Origin of the sequence: Kribbella ginsengisoli (assembly GCF_039537185.1) — a bacterium.
Classification (GTDB): domain Bacteria; phylum Actinomycetota; class Actinomycetes; order Propionibacteriales; family Kribbellaceae; genus Kribbella; species Kribbella koreensis.
In genome coordinates, this window is the sequence record NZ_BAABAA010000001.1 from 500,684 (window position 1) to 525,054 (window position 24,371).

20 protein-coding genes are annotated in these 24,371 nt (G+C 68.2%); 7 read left to right on the top strand and 13 right to left on the bottom strand.

Annotated features, from left to right (window positions below):
* The first annotated feature begins 3 nt into the window (after positions 1-3).
* From ABD768_RS02150 to ABD768_RS02165, 4 genes are read left to right on the top strand one after another with little or no spacing between them, the layout of a single operon-like run.
* Entirely contained in the window at positions 4-1,287 is a 1,284-nt protein-coding gene (locus tag ABD768_RS02150; RefSeq protein ID WP_344836680.1) for an alpha-L-fucosidase, read from the top strand.
* Positions 1,284-2,714, top strand: coding sequence for a polysaccharide lyase 6 family protein (locus ABD768_RS02155; RefSeq protein ID WP_344836683.1), 1,431 nt, complete (start codon positions 1,284-1,286; stop codon positions 2,712-2,714). Before ABD768_RS02150 ends, ABD768_RS02155 begins: the two co-directional genes overlap by 4 nt.
* On the top strand, positions 2,714-3,571 hold the full coding sequence (locus tag ABD768_RS02160) for an AraC family transcriptional regulator (RefSeq protein ID WP_344836686.1): 858 nt from the start codon (positions 2,714-2,716) through the stop codon (positions 3,569-3,571). The genes ABD768_RS02155 and ABD768_RS02160 overlap by 1 nt, the downstream gene beginning before the upstream one ends.
* 11 nt (positions 3,572-3,582) lie before the next feature.
* Positions 3,583-5,010, top strand: a complete 1,428-nt coding sequence (locus ABD768_RS02165; protein ID WP_344836688.1) for a polysaccharide lyase 6 family protein — start codon at positions 3,583-3,585, stop codon at positions 5,008-5,010.
* A 743-nt stretch (positions 5,011-5,753) separates the two neighbouring features.
* Here the strand turns inward: ABD768_RS02165 and ABD768_RS02170 are convergent.
* The 3 genes from ABD768_RS02170 to ABD768_RS02180 all read right to left on the bottom strand — a co-directional run bounded on the left by ABD768_RS02170 (position 5,754) and on the right by ABD768_RS02180 (position 9,242).
* Positions 5,754-6,971, bottom strand: coding sequence for a hypothetical protein (locus ABD768_RS02170; protein ID WP_344836690.1), 1,218 nt, complete (start codon positions 6,969-6,971; stop codon positions 5,754-5,756).
* Between the two features lie 99 nt (positions 6,972-7,070).
* Positions 7,071-8,447 carry an MFS transporter gene (locus ABD768_RS02175; protein ID WP_344836693.1) on the bottom strand — a complete coding sequence of 459 codons (1,377 nt, stop codon included), beginning with the start codon at positions 8,445-8,447 and terminating at the stop codon, positions 7,071-7,073.
* A gap of 36 nt (positions 8,448-8,483) precedes the next feature.
* Positions 8,484-9,242, bottom strand: coding sequence for a glycerophosphodiester phosphodiesterase family protein (locus ABD768_RS02180; RefSeq protein WP_344836696.1), 759 nt, complete (start codon positions 9,240-9,242; stop codon positions 8,484-8,486).
* A gap of 26 nt (positions 9,243-9,268) precedes the next feature.
* Here ABD768_RS02180 and ABD768_RS02185 point away from each other — a divergent pair, with 26 nt between their 5' ends.
* Complete coding sequence (locus ABD768_RS02185; protein WP_344836697.1) at positions 9,269-10,408, top strand: aminotransferase class V-fold PLP-dependent enzyme; 1,140 nt, start codon at positions 9,269-9,271, stop codon at positions 10,406-10,408.
* On the opposite strand, the gene ABD768_RS02190 is transcribed toward ABD768_RS02185, so the two are convergent.
* The 5 genes from ABD768_RS02190 to ABD768_RS02210 are packed head-to-tail and all read right to left on the bottom strand — an operon-like array spanning position 10,405 to position 16,925.
* A complete protein-coding gene (locus ABD768_RS02190; RefSeq protein WP_344836699.1) occupies positions 10,405-11,016 on the bottom strand; it encodes a class I SAM-dependent methyltransferase in 612 nt (203 codons plus the stop codon). The two genes, ABD768_RS02185 and ABD768_RS02190, sit on opposite strands and share 4 nt — an antisense overlap.
* A 14-nt stretch (positions 11,017-11,030) precedes the next feature.
* On the bottom strand, positions 11,031-11,882 hold the full coding sequence (locus ABD768_RS02195) for a carbohydrate ABC transporter permease (RefSeq protein WP_344836702.1): 852 nt from the start codon (positions 11,880-11,882) through the stop codon (positions 11,031-11,033).
* The gene (locus ABD768_RS02200) at positions 11,879-12,802 is read right to left on the bottom strand and encodes a carbohydrate ABC transporter permease (RefSeq protein WP_344836704.1); all 924 of its coding nucleotides are present in this window, start codon (positions 12,800-12,802) and stop codon (positions 11,879-11,881) included. The genes ABD768_RS02195 and ABD768_RS02200 overlap by 4 nt, the downstream gene beginning before the upstream one ends.
* 3 nt (positions 12,803-12,805) lie before the next feature.
* A complete protein-coding gene (locus ABD768_RS02205) occupies positions 12,806-14,128 on the bottom strand; it encodes an ABC transporter substrate-binding protein (RefSeq protein ID WP_344836706.1) in 1,323 nt (440 codons plus the stop codon).
* Positions 14,129-14,144: 16 nt separating this feature from the next.
* Positions 14,145-16,925 carry a family 78 glycoside hydrolase catalytic domain gene (locus ABD768_RS02210; RefSeq protein ID WP_344836708.1) on the bottom strand — a complete coding sequence of 927 codons (2,781 nt, stop codon included), beginning with the start codon at positions 16,923-16,925 and terminating at the stop codon, positions 14,145-14,147.
* A gap of 125 nt (positions 16,926-17,050) precedes the next feature.
* On the opposite strand from ABD768_RS02210, the gene ABD768_RS02215 reads away from it, so the two are divergent.
* Positions 17,051-17,929, top strand: coding sequence for a helix-turn-helix transcriptional regulator (locus ABD768_RS02215; protein ID WP_343979444.1), 879 nt, complete (start codon positions 17,051-17,053; stop codon positions 17,927-17,929).
* On the opposite strand, the gene ABD768_RS02220 is transcribed toward ABD768_RS02215, so the two are convergent.
* Complete coding sequence (locus ABD768_RS02220) at positions 17,916-18,599, bottom strand: TetR/AcrR family transcriptional regulator (protein WP_344836711.1); 684 nt, start codon at positions 18,597-18,599, stop codon at positions 17,916-17,918. The two genes, ABD768_RS02215 and ABD768_RS02220, sit on opposite strands and share 14 nt — an antisense overlap.
* 100 nt (positions 18,600-18,699) lie before the next feature.
* On the opposite strand from ABD768_RS02220, the gene ABD768_RS02225 reads away from it, so the two are divergent.
* Entirely contained in the window at positions 18,700-19,875 is a 1,176-nt protein-coding gene (locus tag ABD768_RS02225) for an FAD-dependent monooxygenase (protein WP_344836713.1), read from the top strand.
* Here the strand turns inward: ABD768_RS02225 and ABD768_RS02230 are convergent.
* Genes ABD768_RS02230 through ABD768_RS02245 form a run of 4 tightly spaced genes read right to left on the bottom strand, consistent with a single transcriptional unit; the run spans position 19,771 to position 24,352 of the window.
* Positions 19,771-21,177, bottom strand: coding sequence for an MFS transporter (locus tag ABD768_RS02230; RefSeq protein WP_344836716.1), 1,407 nt, complete (start codon positions 21,175-21,177; stop codon positions 19,771-19,773). The genes ABD768_RS02225 and ABD768_RS02230 overlap by 105 nt on opposite strands.
* Before the next feature lie 43 nt (positions 21,178-21,220).
* Positions 21,221-21,679 (bottom strand): PGPGW domain-containing protein, encoded by a 459-nt coding sequence (locus ABD768_RS02235; protein WP_344836719.1) that lies wholly within the window; start codon positions 21,677-21,679, stop codon positions 21,221-21,223.
* 17 nt (positions 21,680-21,696) lie between these two features.
* Complete coding sequence (locus tag ABD768_RS02240) at positions 21,697-22,233, bottom strand: M15 family metallopeptidase (protein WP_344836721.1); 537 nt, start codon at positions 22,231-22,233, stop codon at positions 21,697-21,699.
* The gene (locus ABD768_RS02245) at positions 22,226-24,352 is read right to left on the bottom strand and encodes a peptidoglycan DD-metalloendopeptidase family protein (RefSeq protein ID WP_344836724.1); all 2,127 of its coding nucleotides are present in this window, start codon (positions 24,350-24,352) and stop codon (positions 22,226-22,228) included. The genes ABD768_RS02240 and ABD768_RS02245 overlap by 8 nt, the downstream gene beginning before the upstream one ends.
* Positions 24,353-24,371 lie beyond the last annotated feature (19 nt).

The following is a 24,371-nucleotide window of genomic DNA, read 5'->3' on the forward strand; positions in this document are numbered from 1 at the left end:
ACGATGTCCAAGGCGTGGTTCCGGCACGACCGGTTCGGGATGTTCATCCACTGGGGCCTGTACGCGTTGCCGGCCCGGCACGAGTGGGTCAAGAACCGCGAGCGGATGACGGATGCGCAGTACGACCGGTACTTCGAACGCTTCGACCCCGATCTGTACGACCCGCGCGAGTGGGCCCGGTCGGCTCGAGGCGCGGGGATGCGGTACGTCGTACTGACGACGAAGCACCATGACGGGTTCTGCCTGTGGGACAGCGCGCTCACGGAGTACAAGGTCACCAACACCCCGTACGGCCGGGATCTCCTGCAACCGTTCGTCGAGGCGTGCCGGGCCGAGGGGCTCAAGGTCGGGTTCTACCACTCGCTGATCGACTGGCATCACCCGTCGTTCCCGATCGACGGGGTGCACCCGCAGCGCGACGACGAGGAGGCGAAGAAGCAGCCGCGGGACATCGCGGCGTACCGGACGTATCTGCACGGTCAGGTCCGCGAGCTACTGACTGACTTCGGGCAGATCGACTACCTCTTCTTCGACTTCTCGTACGCCGGCCGCTCCGACCTGTGGTGGGGCGGCAAGGGCGCGGAGGACTGGGGCTCCGAGGAGCTGCTCGCGATGGTCCGCGAGTTGCAGCCGGACATCCTGGTCAACGACCGGACCGGACTGCCCGGCGACTTCGTGACGCCGGAGCAGTACCAGCCGGCCGGACCGATGGAGGGTCCGGACGGGCCGATCGCGTGGGAGGCGTGCCAGACGCTCAACGGGAGCTGGGGCTACGACCGGGACAACTTCGACTACAAGAGTCCCGACCTGCTCGTCCGGATGCTGATCGACGGCGTCTCGAAGGACGGCAACCTGCTGCTCAACGTCGGTCCGACCGGCCGTGGGCTGATCGATCCGATCGCCGAGGGCACACTCCAGGCGATCGGCGACTGGATGCGGCTGCACGAGCGGTCGATCCGGGGCGCCGGCGCTTCGCAGTACGCCGCTCCGCCCGACGCCCGCTACACCCAGAACGGCGACCGGCTCTACCTGCACCTGTTCAGCTGGCCCTTCAAGCACGTCCACCTGCCTGACCTGGCCGGCCAGGTCAGCTACGCGCAACTGCTCTCGGACGCGTCGGAGATCCACCTGATCGAGCCTGACCCGAGCCGGGTCGCGGAGAACACCCAGCCCGGCGCCCAGCCGCCCGGGACGCTGACTCTCCAACTCCCGGTACGCCGCCCCGAGGTCGCCGTACCGGTCATCGAACTGTTCCTCTCACCAACCGCCTCTGGAGAGAACCCATGAACCGCCGCACCTTTCTCGCCGCCGGCACCGCAGCCGGATTGGCAGGTATCTCCATGACCGGCACGTTGCCCGCCGTCGCCCACCGCCGCGATCGCCGGTACGTCCGTACGCTCGACGAATTGCGCCGCGCGCTCGCCACCGCCGTACCGGGCACCGTCATCACCGTTGCCGATGGCCACTATCCCGTACCGGCCGGGGAGCCGATCGCGATCACCGGCAAACGCGGTGCGCCGGGCGTACCGATCACGATCCGGGCCGAGTCGCCGGGCGGGGTGGTGCTGACCGGCGAGCAGAGTTTCGTGCTGACCGGGTCGTCGGACATCACGCTGAGCGGGTTCGGGTTCCGGCAGAGCACGACGCTGGACATCCCGCCGGACTGCCGGCGCATCCGGCTCACCCGCAACGACTTCCAGCTGGCCGACATCGAGGGCCTGCACTGGGTGATGGTCCGGGCCGACCACTCGACAATCGACCACAACGCGTTCCACGGCAAGACGACGCTGGGCATCTTCCTCGGCGTCGAGGGCGCCGGGACTGACGAGATGGCGACCGGGGTGCACATCTATCGCAACCACTTCAGCGACCACAGCTTCCCCGGCGACAACGGTGGTGAGCCGATCCGGCTCGGGGTCAGCCCGCGGGCGTTGTCGAAGGCGGACGCGGTGGTCGAGTTCAACCTGTTCGAGCGCGCCAACGGCGACCCCGAGGCGATCTCGGTGAAGTCGACCGGCAACATCATCCGGCACAACACGATCCGCGACAGCCTCGGCGGGATCGTACTGCGGCACGGCAACGCGAACTGGGTCGAGGGCAACTACCTGCTGTCGGGCAGGAACGGGATCCGGATCTACGGCAACGACCACTACATCGTGAACAACTACCTCGAGCGGATCGCCGGCTCGGGCATCGTGCTCGGCAGCGGGAGCGTGCGGGACCACCTGCCGGGAGAGACGCCGGCGTCGCGGCGTGGCAACGACGCTCCGGACGGTGTGCTGATCGCGCTGAACACCGTGCTGGACAGCACGACCGCCATCAGTGGCGAGAGCCATCGGACTGTCCCGCCGCTCGGTTGCATCATCACGGACAATCTGTTGGTGGCTGACAACGGGCAACACGTGAACATGCCGTTCCAGGACGGCATCAGCTGGGCGGGCAACCTTCATTGGGGCGCGGCGACGGACGGGAACGCTCCGGCGGGCAGCTTCTTCCGGGCGGATCCGAAGCTGGCGGCGGGAGTGGACGGGATCCGCCGGCTCACCGCGGGCAGCCCGGCGATCAACGCCGCGAGCCGGTCGTACCGGGATGTCGACTTCGACCTGGACGGCGACCGGCGTACCGGCCGGGTCGATGTCGGGGCCGACGAGTACTCGCGGCGGCGGCCGGTACTCCGCCCGCTCACCGCCGCCGAGGTCGGGCCGAACGCGTGATGAAGACCCAGGAGCTTGGCGTCAGCACCCGGCGGGAGGACGAGTTGATCCGGACGCATCTGGACCGGCTGCGGCTGGACCTCGTCGTCGCCGCCAGGATCACCAAGGTGCACCGCGAATGGTCGCGTCCGCTGCAGCCGGATCCGTTCTCCCGGCTGTACCTGATCCTCGAAGGCGAGGGCCGGCTGGTGGTGGGGGAGCAGGAGCTCTACCCGAAGCCGGGGGAGCTCTGCTATCTGCCGGCCGACGTACCGGTGTCGTACGAGACGATCAGCGACAACGTGTTCCGCAAGCACTGGCTGCACTTCTCCGCGCTGATCGGCGACCGGGACATCGGCGAGCTGCTGTCGTTGCCGTACATCGTGCCGAGCAAGGCGCCGGAAGAGGCTGCGACGCTCTTCGAGCAGGTCGGTGCGGCTGACCGCGATCCGCCGAGTCTGGCGACGCCGTTGCGGCTGCGGTCCGCGTTGACCGCCCTGTTCGCGCACTACCTGGACAGTGCGCCGGCTGGATCTGTGCGGCTGGCGCAGCAGCAGACCGAGGAGACCAGCGTCGTCCAGTACATCCAGCAGAACCTCGGTACTGCGTTGTCGGTCGAGGAACTGGCCGCGCACTTCGGGCAGGATCTGGCGACCTTCGTGCGGCGCTTTCGCACGGAGTTCGGGTTGTCGCCGAAGCAGTACATCAAGCGTGTCCGGATCGAGTGGGCGCAGCGTGAGCTCGCCTCGACGACCCGGCCGATGGAGGAGATCGCGGCCGAGGTCGGGATGGACCAGTCGTACTTCTCCAAAGTGTTCCGTCAAGTCAGCTCGGTGACGCCGAGCGAATACCGCAAGCTGTACCGCCCCAACGGTTGAGGAGACTTGCCATGGATCGTCGTGCGTTCTTAGTCGGCGGGATCGCTGTCGCAGCGATCGCCGCTGTAGAGCTCCAAAGGCCCAGATCGGTCGCCGCTCAGACGACCGCTCTGGTCACCTCCCTGTCCCAGCTCCAGTCCGCCATCAACTCCGCCACCGCCGGTACGACGATCACGCTGGCCAACGGCTCGTACGCGGTGAACTCGGCGATCACGATCAGCGGGCGGAACGGGACCAGCGCCGCGCCGATCGTCATCCAGGCCGAGACACGGGGCGGGGTGACGCTGACCGGGTCACAGACCTTCGTGTTCTCGAACTCGTCCTACGTCACGATCAGCGGCTTCAACTTCCGGCAGAGCGTCACGCTGGACCTGGCCGCCAACTCGTCGCGGCTGCGGCTGACGCGCAACGACTTCCAGCTCGCCTCTTCGGTCAGCCACTCTGTCGTTGTCCGGGGCAACGATGTGAAGGTCGACCGGAACGTGTTCCACGACAAGTCGACGGCCGGCTGCTACCTGGTGGTCGACGGCCCGTCGGGTGACGACGTGATCGCGCAGCGGACGTACATCCTGCGCAACCACTTCCGGGACCACTCGTTCACCGGCGACAACGGCGGGGAGCCGATCCGGCTCGGCGTCAGCAGCCGGGCGCTGGCCGACGCCGACGCGACGGTCGAGTACAACCTGTTCGAGCGGGTGAACGGCGACCCCGAGGCGATCTCGGTGAAGTCGTCGGGCAGCACGATCCGGTACAACACGGTGCGCTCGTCGGCCGGCGGCATCGTGCTGCGGCACGGCAACAACAACCGGGTGGAGAGCAACTATCTGCTGTCCGGTGAGAACGGCATCCGGATCTACGGCAACGACCACCTCATCATCAACAACTACGTAGGCGATGTCGCCAGCGCCGGCATCATCTTGGGCAGCGGCTCGGAACGCGACCACACCCCTGGTGAGTCCGACACCTCCCGCAAGGGCAACGACGCTCCGGACCGGGTGACGATCACTCTCAACACGCTGCGCAACAACAACGGCGCGATCGCCGGCGAATCCCAACGCACGATCCCCCCGCTCGCCTGCAAAATCACCGACAACCTCCTGGTCGGCGCCAGCGGTTCCCTGACCGATATGCCCTACCAGCAAGGCATCACCTGGTCCGGCAACATCCTCTGGGGCGCGGCACCCAACGGCAACATCCCCACCTCCGGTTTCACCCGAGCCGACCCCAAGCTCACCGCCGGCACCGACGGCATCTACCGCCTGGGCTCCGGCAGCGCCGCCATCAACGCAGCAAGCGTCAACCACGCAAGCGAGGTAACCGACGACCTCGACGGCCAAACCCGTACAGCTCCGTACGACGTAGGCGCCGACGAGTACTCAACCGCGTCACCAGTACGCCGCCCACTAACCCCATCCGACGTAGGCCCCACCGCACCCTAACGCCCCACCGCCCCCTCCCACCGGCCCACCGCCGCCTCTCGCCGACCCACCACCCCCTCCCACTGACCCACCGCCGCCTCTCGCCGACCCACCACCCCCTCCCACTGACCCACCGCCGCCTCTCGCCGACCCACCACCCCCTCCCACCGCCGCTTCCCGCCGACTCGACGCCCCCTCCCGCCGAACCCGTGCCGCCAGCGCGACGTCGGCGAGACGGCCCGGCCCCGCGTGCGGTGCCACCGACCGCCACCCGCCGCCTGACGATCGCCATCCGGGGCGCTCGCGGTGAGGGTGGGGGCGCGGTGAGGGTGGCGTGGATTGGGCGGGGTTAACCCCGCAGGTGGTGGGTTGCCTGCCCGGATTCTGGTGGGGCAACCCACCAGTTCGGGGGTCAACCCTCGGGATGGAGCTCGGGATTGGTTGCTGGAGGCAATGGCCGGATCGGTGTGCATACCTAACCCGGTCGGGAAGAGCTTGCCCCGGGCCTGTCGGGGCGGTTCGGGTGGGTTATGCGTGCGTGGCGGTCCGGGGGCGCGCTTCGTCGCGGGGCGACAGGTGTGTCGGTGAGGTTGATGCTGTTGTGCGGCGACGGATCGGCGGAATCGTCCCCGGAGGTGGTGGCATGGGTCGGCTGGCGGGTTGTTCGGCCGCTGGGGACCCGCAGGGCGTCAGCCGGCGAAGAAGGGGGGTTCGCTGCGGGTTTCGTGCCGCTGGCGTGATGCTTCACGCCATCGGCACAGGACCTAGCCGACTTGCTGCGAGGCGAACTTGCGTTGGCCGATTCCGCCGAAAGTGGGCGTCACTGTCAGGTCGCCGACGCCGACCGTGCCTTGGACGGATCCGCGGCCGGTGAGAACCGTCCGCTCGTGCCCGCGGACGTCGGGTGGGGAGGTGAACACTCGCGAGTCGACGGCTGTCATCACAGCAGCCGTGCCCATCAGGTCGAGTCGTACCGGGGCCGCCCCCAGCTCCACCGTCGACGAACTGTCGTCGCATCCGTTGAACGTCGTGAGGGTCAGCGGAACGGTCGCGGTCGCCTGCGCGGTCCGGTACTGCGGCCCCACGGTCAGCGTTCCGGTCGCCGAGCCATACCGCTCCGTGGTGACCACGCCGAGCGCGCCATCCGCGCAACGCACCACCGTGTCGGTCACCACCAGCGCGTAGACCGTCGTACCGGTGCGATCCACGGTCTCGGCCGTCACATCGACGTACCGGCTCAGCACCGAGCCCGGAGCCGGATCACCGGTCGCCTGCTCCAGCAGCCCACCTCGGGCCTGCAGGATGGTTGACCGGGTACGGGTCACCGCCGCCAGGTCTGCGAAGAAGGACGGCGTGGTCAGTACGCCGGCCGCCTCCACCGAACCGTGTGTCACCGTAAGGTCGCGCTCGATCCCAGCGCTGGTCGTCGATCTCGTCTCGGAGCCGATCGTCAGAGTGCCGGCAGCTCTGTGGAGGTCCACCCGCTGGATGTAGGAGTCGTTACGGGCGCCGGGAATGCGGATCCGGGCGGCCGATCGCTCGCGCAGCGGCGCGCCGACCTGGTCGAGTACCAACAGGACGGCCTGATCCGGCGCGACGACCGTCTGTCCGACCGACTCCGGGCACCCGAGCAAGGTCTCGTACGTCAGGTCGAGAGTCGTCCGGACGACTGCATGGTCCAGGGCCCCTGTCACCGTCACAGGGCCTGTCCCCGCGCCACTGAAGTACGTGAACGCTTCGGTCGTGGAGCCGTCGGCGCACGTGACGGGTTCGCGCGCGTACCCGTCGGCGCCGATCGACACACCGGCTGAGGTCCGAACGGCCAAGGTGTGCAGGTAGTGCTCCCCACCGTCCGCGGGGTACCAGAGCGCCTCGGCGTACGCGCTGACTTCTCGAGAGGACGGGGACTCCGCCGCCGCGGACTGGGCCGCGAGCCCAGCTCCGGCAAGCGCCACCACCAGGACCATGGCAATTCTTCGCATGGCCTGAGAGTCGGTCCCGGGGCCTCATCCGGCCAGAGGCATTCGCCTCTTCCTGGCCGGGCCTTTCTTCCTCACCGAGGCACCGCGCGTTCCTGGGGGCTAGACGAGGACGGTCGGCTGGGTGTTGCCGGCCTGGTCGATGCCGCGGCGCATGTCGACGCGGGAGAGCAGTACCAGTCCGACGACGAAGAAGAGCCCGAGGGCGACGATCGCGGGACGGTAGGAGCCGGTGATCTGGTGGACCAGGCCGAAGACCAGGGTGCCGAGCCACGACGTACCGCGCTCGCCCGCCTGGTACAGGCTGAAGTACTCCGCCTCCCGTCCCCGCGGGATCAGCTGGCTGAAGGCCGACCGGGACAGCGCCTGCGTCCCACCGAGCACGATCCCGATCGCCGCGCCCATCGCCAGGAACGGCGCGATCTGATGCGCCGGCAGCAGGAACCCGGCGATCACGATCACCATCCAGACCACCAGCCCGCCCATGATCGTGTGCTTGGTCCCGTACTTCCGCGCGAACCGCCCGAAAGCCAGCGCCCCGAAGAACGCGATGAACTGCACCAGCAGGATCGTCATGATCAGGATCTGCGTCTCGAACCCGAGCTGCTTCTCCCCATACGTCGACGACACCGAGATGACCGTCTGGATCCCGTCGTTGAAGAACAGATACGCGACCAGGAACAGCAACGTCATCGGATACGTCCGCACGTGCTTCAGCGTCGCGAACAGCTGCCCGAAGCTCTGCCGGATCAGGTTCCCGCCACCGACCGGTACGACGTTCGCCGGCGGCCTGTTCTTGAGCTTGCGGTACGGGATGAACGTGAACAACCCCCACCAAAGCCCCGCGCTCAGCAGACTCAGCCGAACCGCCGTCGACTTGTCCAGACCCAACGCGTCATGCGCCGTGACCACTCCGAGGTTGAGCGCCAGCAGGATGAACCCACCGAGATACCCGAAGGCCCAGGCCCGCGACGACACGTCATCCCGGTCATCCGGCCCGGCGATGTCGATCAGGATCGAGTCGTAGACCACCAGCGACGACCCGAGACACAGGTTGCCGAGGAACAGCAGCAACGCGCCGAGCGCCCACCGCCCGTCGCCGACGAACACCATGCAGCAGGCGGCCAGCGCACCGGCCCACGCGAAGCCGCACATCAGCATCTTCTTGCGTGCCGACCGGTCCGCGATCGCCCCGACGATCGGCAGCAGCAGCGCCGAGAGCAACGTCGCGACCGTGACCACGTAGAACGCGAGCGAGCCGGGCGAGATACCGAGCCCGAGCACGTGCAGGTTCGTGGTGCACGGGTCGTCCGTCGTGCCGACCCGGCCGCAGGCGGCCGTTTCGGCGACCGAGGTCAGGTACGGCGCGAAGAGCACCGTGCCGACCGTCGTGACGTAGCCGGAGTTGGCCCAGTCGTACAGGCTGAAGCCCCAGTACTCACTTTTGTCGACACTCGCCGGGGCCGAGAGAATTCCCATGCGGAGGAGTGTGGCAGAAGGGATGCCGGACGTGGGTCACGATCTGACCCATTGACCCCGCTCGATCAGTACGTCGCGCAGCAGGTCGGTCCGGTCGGTGATCAGCCCGTCGACGCCGGCGTCGAGCAGCCGGTGCATCGCGGCCGGGTCGTCCACGGTCCACACGTGCACCTGCTTGCCGAGGGCATGCGCCCGCCGGAGCAGGCCGGGGGTGAGGACGCGCAGGCGTCCGTAGTACTCGGGGATCTGCAGGCAGGCTCCTCGCGACACCATCCGGTACGGCGCGAAGCGGAGCCTGGCGATCTCGCGCTGCCCGAAGCCGGTGGCCAGGCGCTCGCCGAGCTCGCGGCGGATCAGGTCGACGCGGGCCTGGGAGAAGGAGGAGACGCAGACCCGGTCGATCGCGTCGTGCTCGCGCAGTACCCGGGCGGCGGGCTGGACGCCGTTGTCGGCCTTGATGTCGAGGTTGAAGCGGATCTCGGGGAAGTGCTCGAGTACGTCGGACAGCAGCGGGATCGGCTCGTGCCCGTTGATCTTCGCCTGCCGGACCTCGGACCAGGGCAGCTGCGCGATCACCCCGGTGCGGTCGGTGACGCGGTCGAGCCGGTGGTCGTGAAAGGCGACCACGACTCCGTCCCTCGTCGCGTGCAGGTCCGTCTCGATGTACTGATAGCCGAGGCCGGCCGCCTGCTCGAAGGCGTGCATCGAGTTCTCGTAGCCGACGTTGTCCGGGTGCAAGGCGCCGCCGCGGTGGGCCATCGCGATCGGCCCCTCGTGGTCGAGATAGGGATACACGCCGAGAAGTATGTACCGTTCAGCAGGTGACGGTACTCAGCCCCCGCCCCGACCTGTGGACCCTCGACCCCGATTACGTGCATCTGAATCACGGCTCGTTCGGCGCCGTGCCGCGGCGTACGCAGGAGCTGCTGGCCTTGCTGCGCGCCGAGGCCGAGGCGAACCCGATGCGCTGGTTCCGCTCGGTCCCGGAGCGCCTGACGGCGAGCCGGCTGGAGCTGGCCGCCTTCCTGCAGACGGACCCGGCGGGCTTCGCGCTCGTCCCCAACGCCAGCGCCGGCGTGACGGCCGCCCTCAGCACGATCCCGATCCCCGCCGGCAGCAAGCTCGTGCTGACCAACCACGCGTACGGCGCGGTCCGGTACGCCGCCGAGCGCTTCGCCAAGGCCAACCGGGCTGAGATTGTCGTCGTCGACGTGCCTCTGGAAGCCGATGACGACGCAGTGGTGGCGGCCGTCGAGGCGGTGCTGGACGAGCGGACCGCGGCGCTGATCGTCGACCAGATCAGCTCGGCGACCGCGATGGTGTTCCCGATCCGGCGACTCGCCGCGTTGTGCCGGTCGCTGGGCATCGCGTCGATCGTGGACGGAGCGCACGCACCGGCTCTGCTCGACGCCCCCGCCGAGGACGGCGCGGACTTCTGGACCGGCAACTTCCACAAGTGGCCGGCCGCGCCCCGCGCGACGGCCGGCCTCGTGGTGGCGGAGCAGTGGCGGACGGCGACCCTTCCGCTGATCGTCAGCTGGTCGGAGTACGACGAACGCCTCCCCGAACGCTTCGACCAGCAGGGCACCGCCGACTACGCCTCCTGGATCGCCGCCCCCGAGTCCCTGCGGGTCCTGGCGGACCTCGAGTGGCCCCGCCGTCGCTCCGAACTGTCCACCCTCGTCGACGAAGGCGCGCGAATCCTCGCCAAGTCGCTCGGCACCTCGGTGGCCGAGGTCGCCCACCCCGCCGCCACCATGCGCCTGGTCGAGCTGCCCTTCCCCGGCGAGCGCTCGCCGGACGCAGGGGAGGCGTTCAAGGAGAAGGTCTCCCGCGAGCTGAAGGCGGAGATCACGCTGACGGGGTTCGACACCCGGGTCTTCATCCGCTTGTCAGCCCACGCCTACAACAGCCTCCACGACTACCAGCGCCTGGCCGAGTGGTTGCCCCCGATGCTCTAGCTTGCTTTTCCGAGCGTGAAGGCGCCGATGAATTTCGGTGCGCCGGCCTGGTAGAAGACGTCGAGGTCGGTCATCGTGAACCCGGCGCCGGTGACCAGGTCGGCGATCGGTCGGGTGAGGTGGCAACCGCCGGCCATGCGGCGCTGGACCGGCTCCAAGCGGTGCTGCCAGCGGCGTACCGGCTCGTCGGGGGCGAGTCCGTGCTCGATGAAGTGGAACGTGCCTCCTGGTTTTAGAACACGCCTGATCTCGTGCAACGCCGCGGTGGCGTCCGGGATGGTGCACAGCGTCCAGGTGGACAGCGCGCTGTCGAAGCTCTGGTCCTCGAACGGCAGCAGTTGGCCGTCGAGCCCCGCACGCCGTACCGGCATCCGGGCCGCGTCCAGGTGATGCGCGGCGAGTCGCCAGGCGACGTCAGAAGGCTCGACGGCGGTCACCGCCGTCACGGTCGTGGGGTAGTGGTGCACGTTGAGGCCCGACCCGAATCCGATCTCGACGACCTCGCCGTGCAGCCCTTCGCAGACCCGCTGCCGCACCGGCTCGGCCAGCTTGGAACCGCAGGTCAGGTTGACCAGCCGGGGTACCACCCGCTCGGAGTAGAAGCCCATGGCCTCATGCTAGATCAGCCTTTCACCGCGCCGGCCGTCATGCCGGCGACGATCTGGCGGTTGAAGAAGAGGAACATCACCAGGGGTGGAACGGTGATCAACAGAATGTTCATGAAGAGCAGGTTGTACTGCGTGGTGAACTGGCTGGAGAAGTTGTAGAGGGTCAGCTGGACGGTGGCGTTCTTGTCCCCGGGCAGGAAGTAGAGCGGGTTGACGAAGTCGTTGAAGACGACGACCGACTGGACCACCACGACCGTCACGATGACGGAGCGCAGCAACGGGAAGATCACCTGGAAGAACAGCCGCAGCGGTCCGGCCCCGTCGATGACGGCGGCTTCGTCCAGCTCCCGCGGGATGGTCGCGACGAACGCCCGGAAGAGCAGGACGCAGAAGGACAGCCCGAAGGCGATCTCGACCAGGATCAGCCCGGGCATCGTGCGGAACAGGCCGATCCGCTGCAGGACCCAGATCGTCGGGACCACCGCGGGCGGGATGATCAGCCCGGCCAGGACCAGGAAGTTGATCAGGCCGTTCCAGCGGCTCGCCCTGCGTTGCAGGACGAAGGCGGCCATCGCGGCCAGCACGACCATCCCGGCCACGCTGGCCACGGTCAGGATCGAGCTGTTGATGAACGCGATGATCAGCATGTAGTCGCGGGCCTTGACCACGTCGGCGAAGTTCTGGACGAAATGGAACTGGTGCGGCCAGGAGAAGTCCAGCAGCGAGGCCTGCTGGCGGTCCTTGACCGCGGTCAGCACGATGAAGGCGAACGGCACCAGGAAGACGACGATCGAGACCAGGATCGCCACCACGCTGAGCAGGTAGTTCTTGTGCGGCCTCGGGCCACTGACGACAGCTGTGCTCACAGCTCCACCTCCTTACGGTTGAGGAACCGCGACAACGGCAGCACGATCGCCGTCACCACGACGAACAAGACGACGTTGCCCGCGGTCGACAAGCCGTAGAACCCGGCCTGGTACTGCTTGTAGATCACCGACGCGATCACGTCCGAGGTGAAGCCCGGCCCGCCGCGCGTCATCGCCCAGATCAGGTCGAACGAACGCAACCCACCGATCAGCGACAAGATGATGACCGTCACGGTGGCCGGCCGGGCCAGCGGCAGGATGATCCGCCGGAAGCTCTGCCAGGCGGTCGCGCCGTCGACCTTCGCCGCCTCCAGGTACTCCGCCGGAATCGACACGATCCCGGCGATGTAGATCAGCGTCGCCAACCCGACGCCCTTCCACACATCGACCAGTGCCACCGACAACAGCGCGTACTTCGGGTCGGTGAGCCACCCAGGCCCGTCGATCCCGAGCACGGACAACCCGCTGTTGATCAGCCCGCGCTCGGGGTTCATCAAGACGGTGAAGGTCAGGCCGACGCCGATCGTGGAGACCAGCACCGGGAAGAACACGACCGACCGCAGGTAGCCGCGGGCAACGATCTGCGAGGTGAGCAGGACCGCCAGCAGCAGCCCGAGGACCACCTTCGTGCCGGACGTGACGACCGCGTAGATCAGTGTGTTGGTGAAGCCCTTCACCAGGGCGGGCTCCTGGAAGAACGTGGTGAAGTTGCCGAACCCGATGAACCTCGACTCGAAGATGCTCCAGCGGGTCAGGCTGAAGTAGAACGACGCGAACGTCGGGACCGCGAACAGCACTCCGTAGACGACGGCCGCCGGGAGATAGAACCAGGTCGAGTACGGGCTGCGCAGCCGGCCACGGTCGCGTCCGGCGACGGCCGTGCGCGTCTTGGTGGACGTATGGATCGACGTTGTGGCCACGGCTCACCAGCCCGCCAGGCCGAGTTGCAGCGCCTGCTTCTTGACGTCCTCGTCGTACAGCGAGGCGCCGGCGGCGGCCTTGCGGATACCAGAGCCGACCTCGACCGTGATCTGCTCCAGCGAGGGCCCCTTCACCGGCGACAGGAACTCCAGCGCGAGACTCGACGAGCCGTCCTTGTCGATGTAGGGCTGCATGTCCTGGACGACCTGCGGTACGTCGGCCGGCAGCTTGCAGTCCTTCACCGCGAACGGCCCGGTGACCGCACCGGCCTTCGCCTGCGAGTCGCAGCCTTCCTTGCTGGCGATGAATCCGAGGAACTTCTTGGCGGCGTCGAGCTTGGCGCCCGTGGTACTGGTCGGGATGTAGACGCCGGCCGGAGCCCAGACGGTCAGGCCGTTCTTCGCGGCGTCGTCACCGGGGATGGCGAACAGGCCGACGTCCTTGGTCGAGTTCGGGTAGGTAGCGGCCAGGTCACTGACCACCGCGGACAGGATCGGGTAGTGCGCACCCTTGCCCTGGGCAAGCAACTTGAGTCCGTCCGGCAGCTTGGCCGAGGCGAAGTCCTTGTTCTCGTAGCCGAGGTCGTGCACCTGCTGGAGGTGCTCGAATCCCTTCCGGGCGGCCGGCGAGGTGCCGTACTTCGCCTGGTTCTTGGTGTACTTGTCGGCGAAGTCCGGCTCGGCCGCCGCGACGTTGTGAAAGTCGCCGAGCACGAACAGCTGCGACGTCCACGTCTCGCCGTAGGTCTGGATCACCGGCGCGATCCCGGCCGCCTTGATCTTGGCGTTGTTGGCCATGAACTCCGCCCAGGTCTTCGGGACCTGCAGCCCGAGCCGCGCGTAGACCGGCTTGTTGTAGAGGATCGCGCCACCCATGAAGCCGCCGTACGGCGCGCCGTAGATCTGCCCGCCGGCGGTGACGGTGCTCTTGAAGTTGTCGTCCAGCCCGGCGCCCCACGGCTGGTCGCCCATCGGGACGAGGTTCTTCTGCGGCGCGATCGCCTGGAACAGCGAGCCCGAGTTGTACATGAAGACATCGGTCATGTCGCCGGTGGACAGCCGGGTCTTGACGATGTTGTCACCCTCGCTGCCGGCCGGACGGGTCTCCACCTTGACCGTGATGCCGGGGTTCTTGGCGGTGAAGTCCTTGCCGAGCTGCTCGGCCGTCTTGACCGTCTGCTCTCCGTTGTCGACGAGGAAGTTGAGCGTGACGGCGTCGCCGCCACCGCCTGAGTCGCTGGAGCCGAGGCTGCCCGCGCTGCAGGCGGTCAGCGCCAGCGCGGCCACGGCCAGGGTGGCCAGTGCGGTCGTACGTGAGCGGATCATGATGGCCTCCGGAGGTTCACTGCGGGGTGAGCAAGGAGTCGAGACGTTCCCGGACGGCCTCGGCCGCGGGCGAGAAGTTGCCGCCAGCAAGATCGACGAGCTTGGTCGCCGGCGCGTCGAGGTAGTGCTCGAGCCGGCCGGCGAGCTGGGCTTCGTCGTTGGCGACACCGGCCTCCACGGCCGTGCTCACAATCGATTGCCAGCTCGGTTCGTGGTCGATGAGCTGCCGGATGGTGGCATCGGAGCCGAGTGGCGGTACGTCGGAGTGCGGGTCGGCAACGGTCCATTCGTGCTTGCCGTGCCGTACTTCGAGGGGTGCGCTGCCGTCGGGTAGCTGGACCGTCGCGGTCGCACCAACGGGGATGGTGACGACCAGGTGGAAGCGGCCGTCGCTGCGGGTCCACTCGACGCTTGCCTCGCCGTACGGGGTGAGGTGGTGAGCTGCGGCTCTTGTGAGCTGTGCCGCTGGCAGTGGGTGGATTGCCAGGTGTTGATAGCCAGGTGAGCCTGCGGCCAGGCCCGCGACCCGGCGGTGCATCCAGTCGGCGACCGCGCCGAGGGCGTAGTGGTTGAAGGAGGTCATCTCGCCGGGGTTGATGCTCCCGTCGGGCAGCATGCTGTCGTACCGCTCCCAGACGGTGGTGGCGCCCATGGTCACCGCATAAAGCCACGACGGGCAGCTGGTCTGCAGGAGCAGCCTGTACGCCAGGTCAGGCTGGCCCGCGTCGGACAGCGCGTCCGTCATCAGCGGCGTACCGACGAAGCCAGTACTGATCCGGAAGCCGGCAATGCGAACCAGGTCGGCCAGTCGCTGACCAGCACGCTTGCGCTGGTCAGCAGTAGGCAGCAGTGCCCACTGCAGGGCCATCGCGTACGCCGTGGTCGAGTCGCTGAGCACCCGCCCGCCCTCAGTCGTGTACTCCGCCGCAAACGCCGCCCTGACCTTCGCTGCGAGCTCGGTGTATTGGCGGGCGCTTTCGGCGTCACCAGCCAGGTCGGCAGCCCATCCGACGATCTCGGCCGAGCGGGCCAGGTGTGCGGTGGCGAGGACGTCCGGGTCGACCTTGGCGCGGAACGGGTCCTCGGGCGGGGCAGTTGGGTCCAGCCAGTCGCCGAACTGGAAGCCGCCCGACCAGAGCAGGTCCTCACCGGCCAGCTCGGTCATCCGGTCGACCCAGGCCCGCATGCTCGGCAGTTGCCGGACCAGGAGGCTCCGGTCGCCTGTGCGCTGGTAAAGCACCCAGGGGACGACTGTTGCCGCGTCACCCCAAGCAGCGGTCGACGGACCGGCGTCACGGAGTACGTCGGGGATGACGAAAGGCACCGAGCCGTCCTTGTGCTGCTCGGCGGCCAGGTCGGCCAGCCAGCTGGTGAGGAAGCCGGCGCTGTCGTAGAGGAAGGAGGCCGTGGGGGAGAAGACCTGGATGTCGCCGGTCCAGCCGAGTCGCTCGTCGCGCTGTGGGCAGTCGGTGGGGACGTCGAGGAAGTTGCCGCGCATCCCCCAGACGACGTTCTCGTGGAAGCGGTTGAGCAGGTCGTCCGACGACTCGAACCAGCCGGTGCGTTGCAGGTCGGAGCCGAGGACTACTGCTTCGAGGTCCTCCTTGGCGAGGTTGCCGACGCCGGTCACCTCGGCGTAGCGGAAGCCGTGGAAGGTGAGGGGCGACTCGAGGGTCTGCTCGTCGGGGCCGGCGAGCACGTACGTGTCGGTGGCCTTCGCGGTGCGGAGAGGGCGGACGCCGAGTTCGTCGTTCTCGAGCACCTCGGCGTGGCGTAGTACGACCTCGTCGCCGCTGTTGCCGCCACGGACCCGGAGGCGGACTCGGCCGACCAGGTTCTGGCCGAAGTCGACGAGCGTCTTGCCGGTGGGTGAGGTGGTGATCTCGACGGCCGGAAGTACGTCGGTGATCCGAACGGGTGGGCCGTCGGGAGCGACCAGCAGGCCGAGGTCTGCGTGCAGTACGTCGACCGGCGTCGGGTCGGCCGCCGGGTAGGTGAAGTCGGTGCGCTGGCCGTCGTACAGGTCGTCGGCGAGGATTTGGCTCTCGCGGGCGGTCCAGGTGTCATCGGTGGCGAACACGTGGGTCTCACCGTCGGCAGTGGTGACCTCCAGTTGCGCCAGGACGGCCAGGCGGTCGCCGTACAGGGCCTGTTGGTTCTGGAAGCCGAGGCGGCCGCGGTACCAGCCGTTGCCCAGCAGGAAGTCCAGGGTGTTCTCGCCGGGTCGTACGAGGTCGGTGACGTCGTAGGACTGGTAGCGCAGCCGGTACTGGTACGCCGTCCAGCCAGGCGCCAGCTCCTCGTCGCCGACTCGGCTGCCGTTGAGCGAGGGCAGGTAGACGCCGTGTGCTGTGGCGAAGAGGCGCGCACTGACTATGCCGTCCGGCAGCGTGGTGGAGCCGCTGACGATCGGCGCGGGTCGGCCATGCGCGCCGAGCTCGCGCGGGCTGACGAAGCGCGCTGTCCAGTCGTCTGGACTGAGCAAGCCCGCCTCGACGACTGCAGGCTCGCTCCAGTCGCTCCATTCGACGCCGTCGCTGACTCTGACCCGCACGGCCGCGTTCTGGCGGGAGGACAGCGGCGTACCGGGCCAGGGGACCAGCACCTGCTCTGCGGACTGGACGGTGTGGACTTCGCCGGCGATCTCTATCTCGTAGGCGACCTGGTGGTAGTTCTCGGCTGCGGACGGAACCTGCCAGGACAGGCGGGGCGAGCCGGTACCGAGGCCGATGACCGGACCGGTGCCGGTGCGGTGCTCGAAGCGGATGGACACGGGTGCGGCAGCAGGACGGGTCATTGTGCTCCCAACGCGTGAAACGATTCATTCGATGTTTCATCGATCCTGCGACGCGCTGTGGTCAGCCGATAGTCCGGAGTGCACCGGAGGTAGCACGAAATGCACCTCGGCTCGTATGTTGGAGCATGACCGGTCCGCCGATCGAGAACGCCGGAACGCTGCTGTACTTCGTCGACGGCGCCTACGCCTACTCGGGCCACTACGTGCACGAGGGCGCGCACGCGGTCCACACGCACAGCTTCTTCGAAGTGGCCGTCGTGACCGGCGGCACCGGTTTGCATCACAGCCCGGCCGGCTATCAGCAGCTCTGCCCGGGCGATGTGTTGCTGCTGCGGCCGGGGGTCTGGCACGGGTACGACAAGTGCGAAGGGCTCGACCTGTTCAACTGCATCTTCTCTGCCGACCTGCTGCAGCACGAGCTGGCCTGGACGCGCGAGGACGCACTGCTCGGCTACCTGCTCTGGACCGGCCCGAACTCGGCCCGCCGGCGCGGAGTGCTGACGGGACACCTCGATGAGATTCCGATGGAGGAGTGCATCAGTCAGCTGGAGCATCTGGAGGATCTGCGCGCCCGGCCGCTCGACCTGCATCGCGGCGACGTCATTGGCCGGCTGTCGCTGTTCCTGAGCTGCCTGGCTCGCGCCCTGGCCGGTGAGCTCGCCGGCTCGACCAGGCCGGCGCATCCGGCTGTACTGACGGCGATGCGGCTGATGGAGTCCGATCCGGCCCACCACTGGACGCTGACCGAGCTGGCCGCCGAGCTACATCTGGTGCCCGGCTATCTGGTCCGGTTGTTCAAGTCGTCGACAGGGCTGCCGCCGATGGCGTACCTGTCCCGCCACCGCGTCGAGTTGGCGGCGGACCGGCTGCTGCACACCGACGAGCCGATCAACCGGATCGGTGAGGCGGTCGGCTGGCCGGACCAGAACTACTTCGCCCGTCGCTTCAAGTCCCACTACGGGTTGAGCGCGACCACCTATCGCGCCCGCTTCACCCGCGCTTGATCAGTACTTCGAGCCCGTCCAGGATCCGGTTGAGGCCGAAGTCGAGGCCCTGGTTCTCGCTGCCCGCCAGCGACTGCATCGCGGCCGTCAGGCCTGGGAAGCGGTCGGGCTGCGTCGCCAGGATCTCGGTGAGCGCCGAGGTGATGTTCTCCTCGGAGATGCCGATCGTGCCGCCCGGCAGGGTGAGGGTCTGGTGCGCGATCGTCCGCACCTGCCCGGCAATCGTCATCAGCGCGTCGAGTTGCTGGCCGCCGCTGAGTCCGGTCTCGGCGAGTGCTCGGACGCCGAAGTCCATCCAGGTGAGCTCGTTAGGGCCCAGGGCTCGGCGGCCGACGGTGGAGAGCAACAGCCAGGGGTGGCGGGCGAAGCCGGCGTACAGGTCGAGGGCCCAGTCCATCAGGGCCTGGCGCCACGGCTGCGGCGGGCGGTGTGGTGGCAGGCCCATCGCGCGGTCGGTCATCAGGGAGACCAGCTCGGCCTTGCCGCCGACGTAGCGGTAGAGCGCCATCTTCGTGAACGACAGGTCGGCCGCGACGCGTTGCATCGAGACGGCGTCGAGGCCGTCGGAGTCGGCGATCGCGATCGCCGCCTTGGTGATGCCCTCCACGGTCATCGCCGGCTTGGGGCCGCGGGTTGGCGGCGGCGGGTCCCCCCAGAGCAGGTTGATCATCGCGGCGACTCCCGGCTTGTGGTGCTTCGTGAACTGTGTCTACCATACACATTATCGAAACAGTGTCCGGCGGAAACAGTTCAAGGAACAGGGGTGCGGGATGAAGGTTCTGATCTCGGGGGCGAGTGTCGCGGGGCCAGCGCTGGCGTACTGGCTCGGGCGGTACGGCCATGAGGTGACGGTGGTCGAGTTGGCGCCGGCGTTGCGCCAGGGCGGTTATGCCGTCGATTTCCGGGGGAGCGCGAACAAGGTCGTGCTCGAGCGGATGGGGGTCCTGGAGGATCTGCGCGCCCGGCAGACGGGTGGCACGGCGATGCGGTTCGTCGACTCTGCCGACCGGCAGTTGCTGCGGCTGCCGCCGGAGTTCGCCGGGGGAGAGTTGGAGGTGCTTCGGTCCGACCTGACGCACGTGCTGTACGAGCGCAGTCGCTCTGCGGCGGAGTACAGGTTCGGTGACTCGATCGCGTCGCTGGAGCAGCACGGTGGCGGGGTGGACGTGACGTTCGAGAGCGGTGCGACGTCGACGTACGACCTGGTGTTCGGGGCTGACGGGATGTACTCCGTCGTGCGGCGGCTGGTGTTCGGCGGCGGCCTGGTGACGCATGGCGGCTACTACATCGCCGGGTGGGATCTGCCGAACTCGTTCGGGATCGAGCGGGACGGGTTGATGTACAACGTGCCGGGACGGCTGGCGAGTGTCGGGATGGACCACCGGGACCCGGCCAAGGCGGGCACGATGTTCGTCTTCGCCTCACCTGAGCTGACCTACGATCGCCGGAATCCCCAACAGCAGAAGGACATTCTGCGCTCCACCTACGCCGGGATCGGCTGGAAGGTGCCGGCGCTGCTCGACGGGCTGGACGATTGCACCGACCTGTACTTCGACTCGATCAGCCGGGTGGACGTGGACCGCTGGTCGGATGGCCGGGTCGCGCTGGTCGGAGACGCCGGCTACGGCGCGACAGTGGGCGGCATGGGGACCGGTACCGCGATCGTCGCGGCTTATGTGCTCGCTGGTGAGTTGGAGGCGGCCGGTGGTTCGTATGCAGCGGCCTTCGCTGCGTACGAGAGCCAACTGCGCAAGCCGGTCCGGGCCTGCCAGAGCGGTGGTGGCCGGACGGGGAAGTTCCTGGCGCCCAAGACTCGCTTCGGCATCGCTGCCCGCAACCGGCTACTTGGGACACCGTTCCTGCTCAATCAGATGCTGCGGGTCGGGGAGAAGGTCAGTAGCGACTTCGTCATCCGCGACTACGAGGTAGCGGCGCAGCGCCAGTAGGGCGCCTGCTGCCGCGGCCGCGGTGGTCAGCAGGAAGGCTGTGCGGAACTCTGTCGGGCCGGGGGAGTCCGTGAGGACCAGTGTCAGCACGGCGATCGTCAGTGCTCCCGCGAGGTACTGCGAGGTCGTCAGCAGCGCGCCTGCGGTCCCTTGTTGTTCCTGCCGTACGTCGTGGGTGCCGATGATGAACATGCAGGTGTAGATGATGCCGTGGCCGAAGCCGCTGAGCAGTAGGCCGGGTAGCAGGCTTCCGGCGTACGAGCCTTCTAGGGCGACGGCTAGCCAGAGCAGACCGGCGGCGGCGATGGTGAAGCCTGCTGCGAGGACCACGGCCGGGCCGTAGCGGCGTACGGACCGCTCGGCCGCGGTGTTGCCGATTGTGACGAGCACAGCGAGAGGCAGGAACGCCAGGCCTGCTTGGAGCGGCGTGTAGGCCTTCTGGGATTGCAGCAGCAGCGTCAACACATAGAACTCGGAGCCAACGCTGGCCATGTAGAGAGCAGTGGCCGCTGCCCCGGCCTTCAGGGACTTGGTGTTCCGCAGTGCTCGCTCGATGAGGGCGTTGCGAGACCTGCTCTCATTGCGGACGAAGGTGGCGAACAGGGCGACCGCAAGGACAAGGCTGACCGCTGCAGCCGTCGGGTGGGCGGTGCCGAGCGTCAGGCCGATCACCAGCGCCAGCACTGTCGCAGTGCCGAGAGCGGAGGCGATCAGTGGGACGCGGGACGCTATGCGACTCGATGGAGTGTGGATCCAGATGACGGCGCCGAGAGCTGCCAGCAGGGTGAGCGGGACGTTCACCAGGAAGGTGAGTCGCCAGGATGCGCTGGTGAGGACGCCTCCGAGGATTGCCCCGGCGGCCAGACCTGACGCGCCGACCGAGCCCCAGACGGCCAATGCTCGACTACGGGCCGGGCCGGCGGCGAACGTAGTACCGATCAAGCCGATGACCGCCGGTTGGAGGAGTGCTGCGAAGAGGCCCTGAGCACCGCGGGCCGCTAGCAGCACTGTGCCGTCCTGGGCGATGCCGCCGACCGCGCTGGCCAGTCCGAAGCCGATGATCGCCGCGACGAACAGCCGCTTGGCGCCGAGCCGGTCCGTGAGCCGGCCGCCGACGACGAGGAAGCCGGCGAACAGGACGGCGTACGCGCTGATCACCCACTGGGCGAGCGCCGGCTCGAGGCTCAGCTCGGTCGCGATGCTCGGCAGCGCGATGTAGATGATCGAGTAGTCGAGCGCGATCAGGAACTGGGCGACCGACAGCACGGCCAAGGTGGCGGCAGGCGACTTCGGGCGGGTCATGCCGCCATTCTCAAACCCTCACACTGATGTGAAGGCAAGCGTGCTACTCGAGCAGCGGCAGCTTGTGCAGGAACGACTCCCACGAGTCCGGCAGCCAGCCCGGTACGCCGAGCACCGCCAGGTAGAGCCAGATCGCGACCAGTACGCAGACGAACAGCGCGACCGTGCCGAGCGCCTTGAGCCAGGCCGGCTGCTTGCCGGTCCAGGTGGTGAGCGCCTTGACCCAGTCCTTGACCCGGTAGAGCAGCCGCTGCGCCCACTCGAACTCACTGGCCAGCACCGCCAGACCCGCGATGAACAACGGAATCCCGCCCGGCCCCGGCAACCATCCGGTCAACGGCGCCGCGATGATCAGAATCCCGCCCAGCACCCCGATCCCGATCCGGTAGATCAGGAGCTTGCGCGGGTTCGCACGGATCTTCCGCCGCCACTCCCACCGGTCATCCTGGGCGTCCAGCGTGATGTTGTCGTCCGTGCGGTCGGGACTGGTCTGCTCGGCCACACCCCCAGCCTACGTGCTCACCGGAGCGAATCCCCGGCGAATTCCCAATGCCACGGCTCTTGCCGCGAGCCCCCTTCGCGCGCCCACCCCGGGTGCACCCATCCGTAGGCCGCCGCATGCACGCTCATCCACCTGTACTGCGGAGTCCCGAAGTCGTTGATGCCGTCACACAGGTCGACGGCCAGCCCCCAGCCGTGGTTCGACGTACCAGGAAAGGCAGCCAGCGTCGGCTTGCGGCGCAGCAGGTCGACCTGCGCGCGGTACGGCCGATAGGAGTCGGTGATGCACAACTCCTTGTGGAAGTCAGCTTGGTAGGCCGCAGCCAGCTCCCCGTACGCCGCTGCCGCGTCGCACCGCAGCTTCTGTCCGGGCGCGACGCGGCAGAGCTTGTCGGCCGGCATCTTGCCGTTGCCGTAGCCCTGCCAACCGTCGGCTGTGGCGAAGGCAGACAGGTACGGCGTTGCCACGACTCCGAGGATCGCCACGAGCAGTACGGAGCAGGCAGCAGTCGACCAGCGGTGTTTGCGGAGCCAAGGGAGGAGACGACTACGCACTGCGTGGTTTGCCGAACTCCCAGTGCCAGGGCTCTTCGCGGTTACCGCCCTGTCGCGCCCAGTCCGGGTGGACCCAGCCGTACCCGGAGGCGTGGGCGCTCATCCACTCGTACTGCGCCGTGCCGAACTTGTCGATGCCGCCGCAGAGGTCCACGGCTACGCCCCAGCCGTGGTTGGACGTGCCGGGCAGGGCGGCCAGCGACGGCTTGCGGCCGTACAGGTCGACCTGGGCCGAGTAGGAGCGGTAGGAGTCGGTGATGCAGAGGTTCTTGCCGAACGCCTGCCGGAACGCGCTGGACAGTTGCTGGTACGCCGCTGCGGCGTCGCAGCGGAGCATGTGCCCACCGCCGAGGCCGCAGAGCTGCGACTGCGGGATCAGGCCGTTGCTGTAGCCGCCCCAGCCGGTGCTCGTGCCGCCGGTGGCGAGGAACGGCATCGGGTTCACCGCGTCTCCACCGAGCCGCACTTCGAAGTGCAGGTGCGGCCCGGTCGAGTTGCCTTCGGTGCCAACGGCACCGATCTGCTGTCCGGCGGTCACGTGTGTGCCGTCAGCGACGTCGATGCGACTCAGGTGCGCGTAGAGCGTCTCGAGCCCGTTGCCGTGATCGATGCGAACCAGGTTGCCGGCCCAGGCCGGGTGCTCGATCCGGACGGTACCTGCGGTGACCGCCCGGACGTTCGTCCCGACCGGCGCCACGAAGTCCTGACCGGTGTGGAAGCCACTGGACCACAGCGCGCCCGCCTGACCGAACGGCGTCCCGATCTCGTACGTGCCCTCTGCGAGCGGCCAGGTCCAGCCGCCGGTGCCGACGTCGACCGTGGTGGCCGTGTTGCCGCAGCGGAAGGTCGCTGCGGCCGGCGTGGTGGCCGGGGCGACCTGAGCCTTCAGCGGCTTGCCGAGAGTCGGCCGCAGCGCGGCGTACATGCTGTCGGGGATCGAGCTGACGGCTACCGAGCCCTTGGCCTCGTCGGCGGCGATCATCTCGGCGTTGTCGAGGGCGATACCGACGTGGAAGAGGCCGACGGACCGGCTGCCCATCAGCAGGATGTCGCCGGGCTGGATCTGGCTGGCCGGCACCTTCTGGTAGTTCGCGTAGACGCTGGTCGCGAGCCCGGCGAGGGTCGTGTACGGCTGCCAGGCGGCTCGGGCCGCGCCGAGACATCCGTACTTGTCCGGGCCGGTCCCGCCGACTCCGTACGGCTTGCCCATCAGTGAGAAGGCCTGGTTGACCGCGCGGATCGTCTCGGCCGACAGCACCCGCAGCGGGCGTCCACTGCTCACTACAGCCGCGACGCCGGGCACCGGCGCCTTGGCGACCTTGTACTGCAGCAGGCCGTTCGGAAGGTCGAACGGGCTCCTGATGCTGGCAGCGGTCGGCGCCTTGACCTTGGCGGCGGTCAACTCGGCCAGGTACGTCTGCCAGTTGGCGAGTGCCTGCTGGTTGCGAGTGGCCTGCAGCTGCTTGGACAGCTCGGTCGCGCCGGCCAGGTCGGCGAGTTGGCCTTCCATGGCCATCGCTGCGCTGGCTGCCTTCTCGCGGACGGTCTTGCCGAGCTCGGTGGCCTTCTTGTTGGCCTGGTCGGCCACGGCACGCTTGGCTGCCGCGTCAGCGGCCGCAGTACCGGCTGTGGACTCTGCTGCTGTGGCTGCGTTGTACTGCGCGACCTGGGTGCTGCCGAGTTGCCGGATGGCGGTCTGGCGGTCGGCGATCTCCTGCAGATTCTCCGCGACCGGTGCGAGCGACCAGAGCATCGACTCGGTGCCCAGGACCGTCGGGATGCCGAGCTGGTATGCCTGGGCGGTCAGCAGGCCGAGGCGGCGGCGCTCGTCCTGCGACTTGTTCTTGGTGTTGTTGGCGAAGGCCTCTGCCTTCTTGGCCGCGGCCTCGGCGGTCTGCGCGGTCTTCAGCGCGTTCGTGTAGGCGACGGTGGCCTTGGCGACGTCCAGCTGGATCTCGGCGGCCTCGGCCTGCAGCTGCTCCAGCGACCGGTTCACATCCGTCACGGAGGCCGGGGGAGGCGGGGTCTGGTCGGCGAACGCGGCATACGTCGGCAGCGCCACCACGGCCATCACCGCGCCGAGTGCGGCGAGCCGCAGTCTCCGGCCGTTGCCCAGCATCGAGCCCCCAGTCCTCGTT

Coding starts and splice junctions, on each gene's coding strand:
- ABD768_RS02215 (WP_343979444.1), top strand. CDS start 17,051: ATGACCGGTCCGCCGATCGAGAACGCCGGAACGCTGCTGTACTTCGTC.
- ABD768_RS02170 (WP_344836690.1), bottom strand. CDS start 6,971: ATGCGAAGAATTGCCATGGTCCTGGTGGTGGCGCTTGCCGGAGCTGGG.
- ABD768_RS02165 (WP_344836688.1), top strand. CDS start 3,583: ATGGATCGTCGTGCGTTCTTAGTCGGCGGGATCGCTGTCGCAGCGATC.
- ABD768_RS02150 (WP_344836680.1), top strand. CDS start 4: ATGTCCAAGGCGTGGTTCCGGCACGACCGGTTCGGGATGTTCATCCAC.
- ABD768_RS02245 (WP_344836724.1), bottom strand. CDS start 24,352: ATGCTGGGCAACGGCCGGAGACTGCGGCTCGCCGCACTCGGCGCGGTG.
- ABD768_RS02230 (WP_344836716.1), bottom strand. CDS start 21,177: ATGACCCGCCCGAAGTCGCCTGCCGCCACCTTGGCCGTGCTGTCGGTC.
- ABD768_RS02160 (WP_344836686.1), top strand. CDS start 2,714: ATGAAGACCCAGGAGCTTGGCGTCAGCACCCGGCGGGAGGACGAGTTG.
- ABD768_RS02175 (WP_344836693.1), bottom strand. CDS start 8,447: ATGGGAATTCTCTCGGCCCCGGCGAGTGTCGACAAAAGTGAGTACTGG.
- ABD768_RS02225 (WP_344836713.1), top strand. CDS start 18,700: ATGAAGGTTCTGATCTCGGGGGCGAGTGTCGCGGGGCCAGCGCTGGCG.
- ABD768_RS02155 (WP_344836683.1), top strand. CDS start 1,284: ATGAACCGCCGCACCTTTCTCGCCGCCGGCACCGCAGCCGGATTGGCA.
- ABD768_RS02220 (WP_344836711.1), bottom strand. CDS start 18,599: ATGATCAACCTGCTCTGGGGGGACCCGCCGCCGCCAACCCGCGGCCCC.
- ABD768_RS02190 (WP_344836699.1), bottom strand. CDS start 11,016: ATGGGCTTCTACTCCGAGCGGGTGGTACCCCGGCTGGTCAACCTGACC.
- ABD768_RS02205 (WP_344836706.1), bottom strand. CDS start 14,128: ATGATCCGCTCACGTACGACCGCACTGGCCACCCTGGCCGTGGCCGCG.
- ABD768_RS02210 (WP_344836708.1), bottom strand. CDS start 16,925: ATGACCCGTCCTGCTGCCGCACCCGTGTCCATCCGCTTCGAGCACCGC.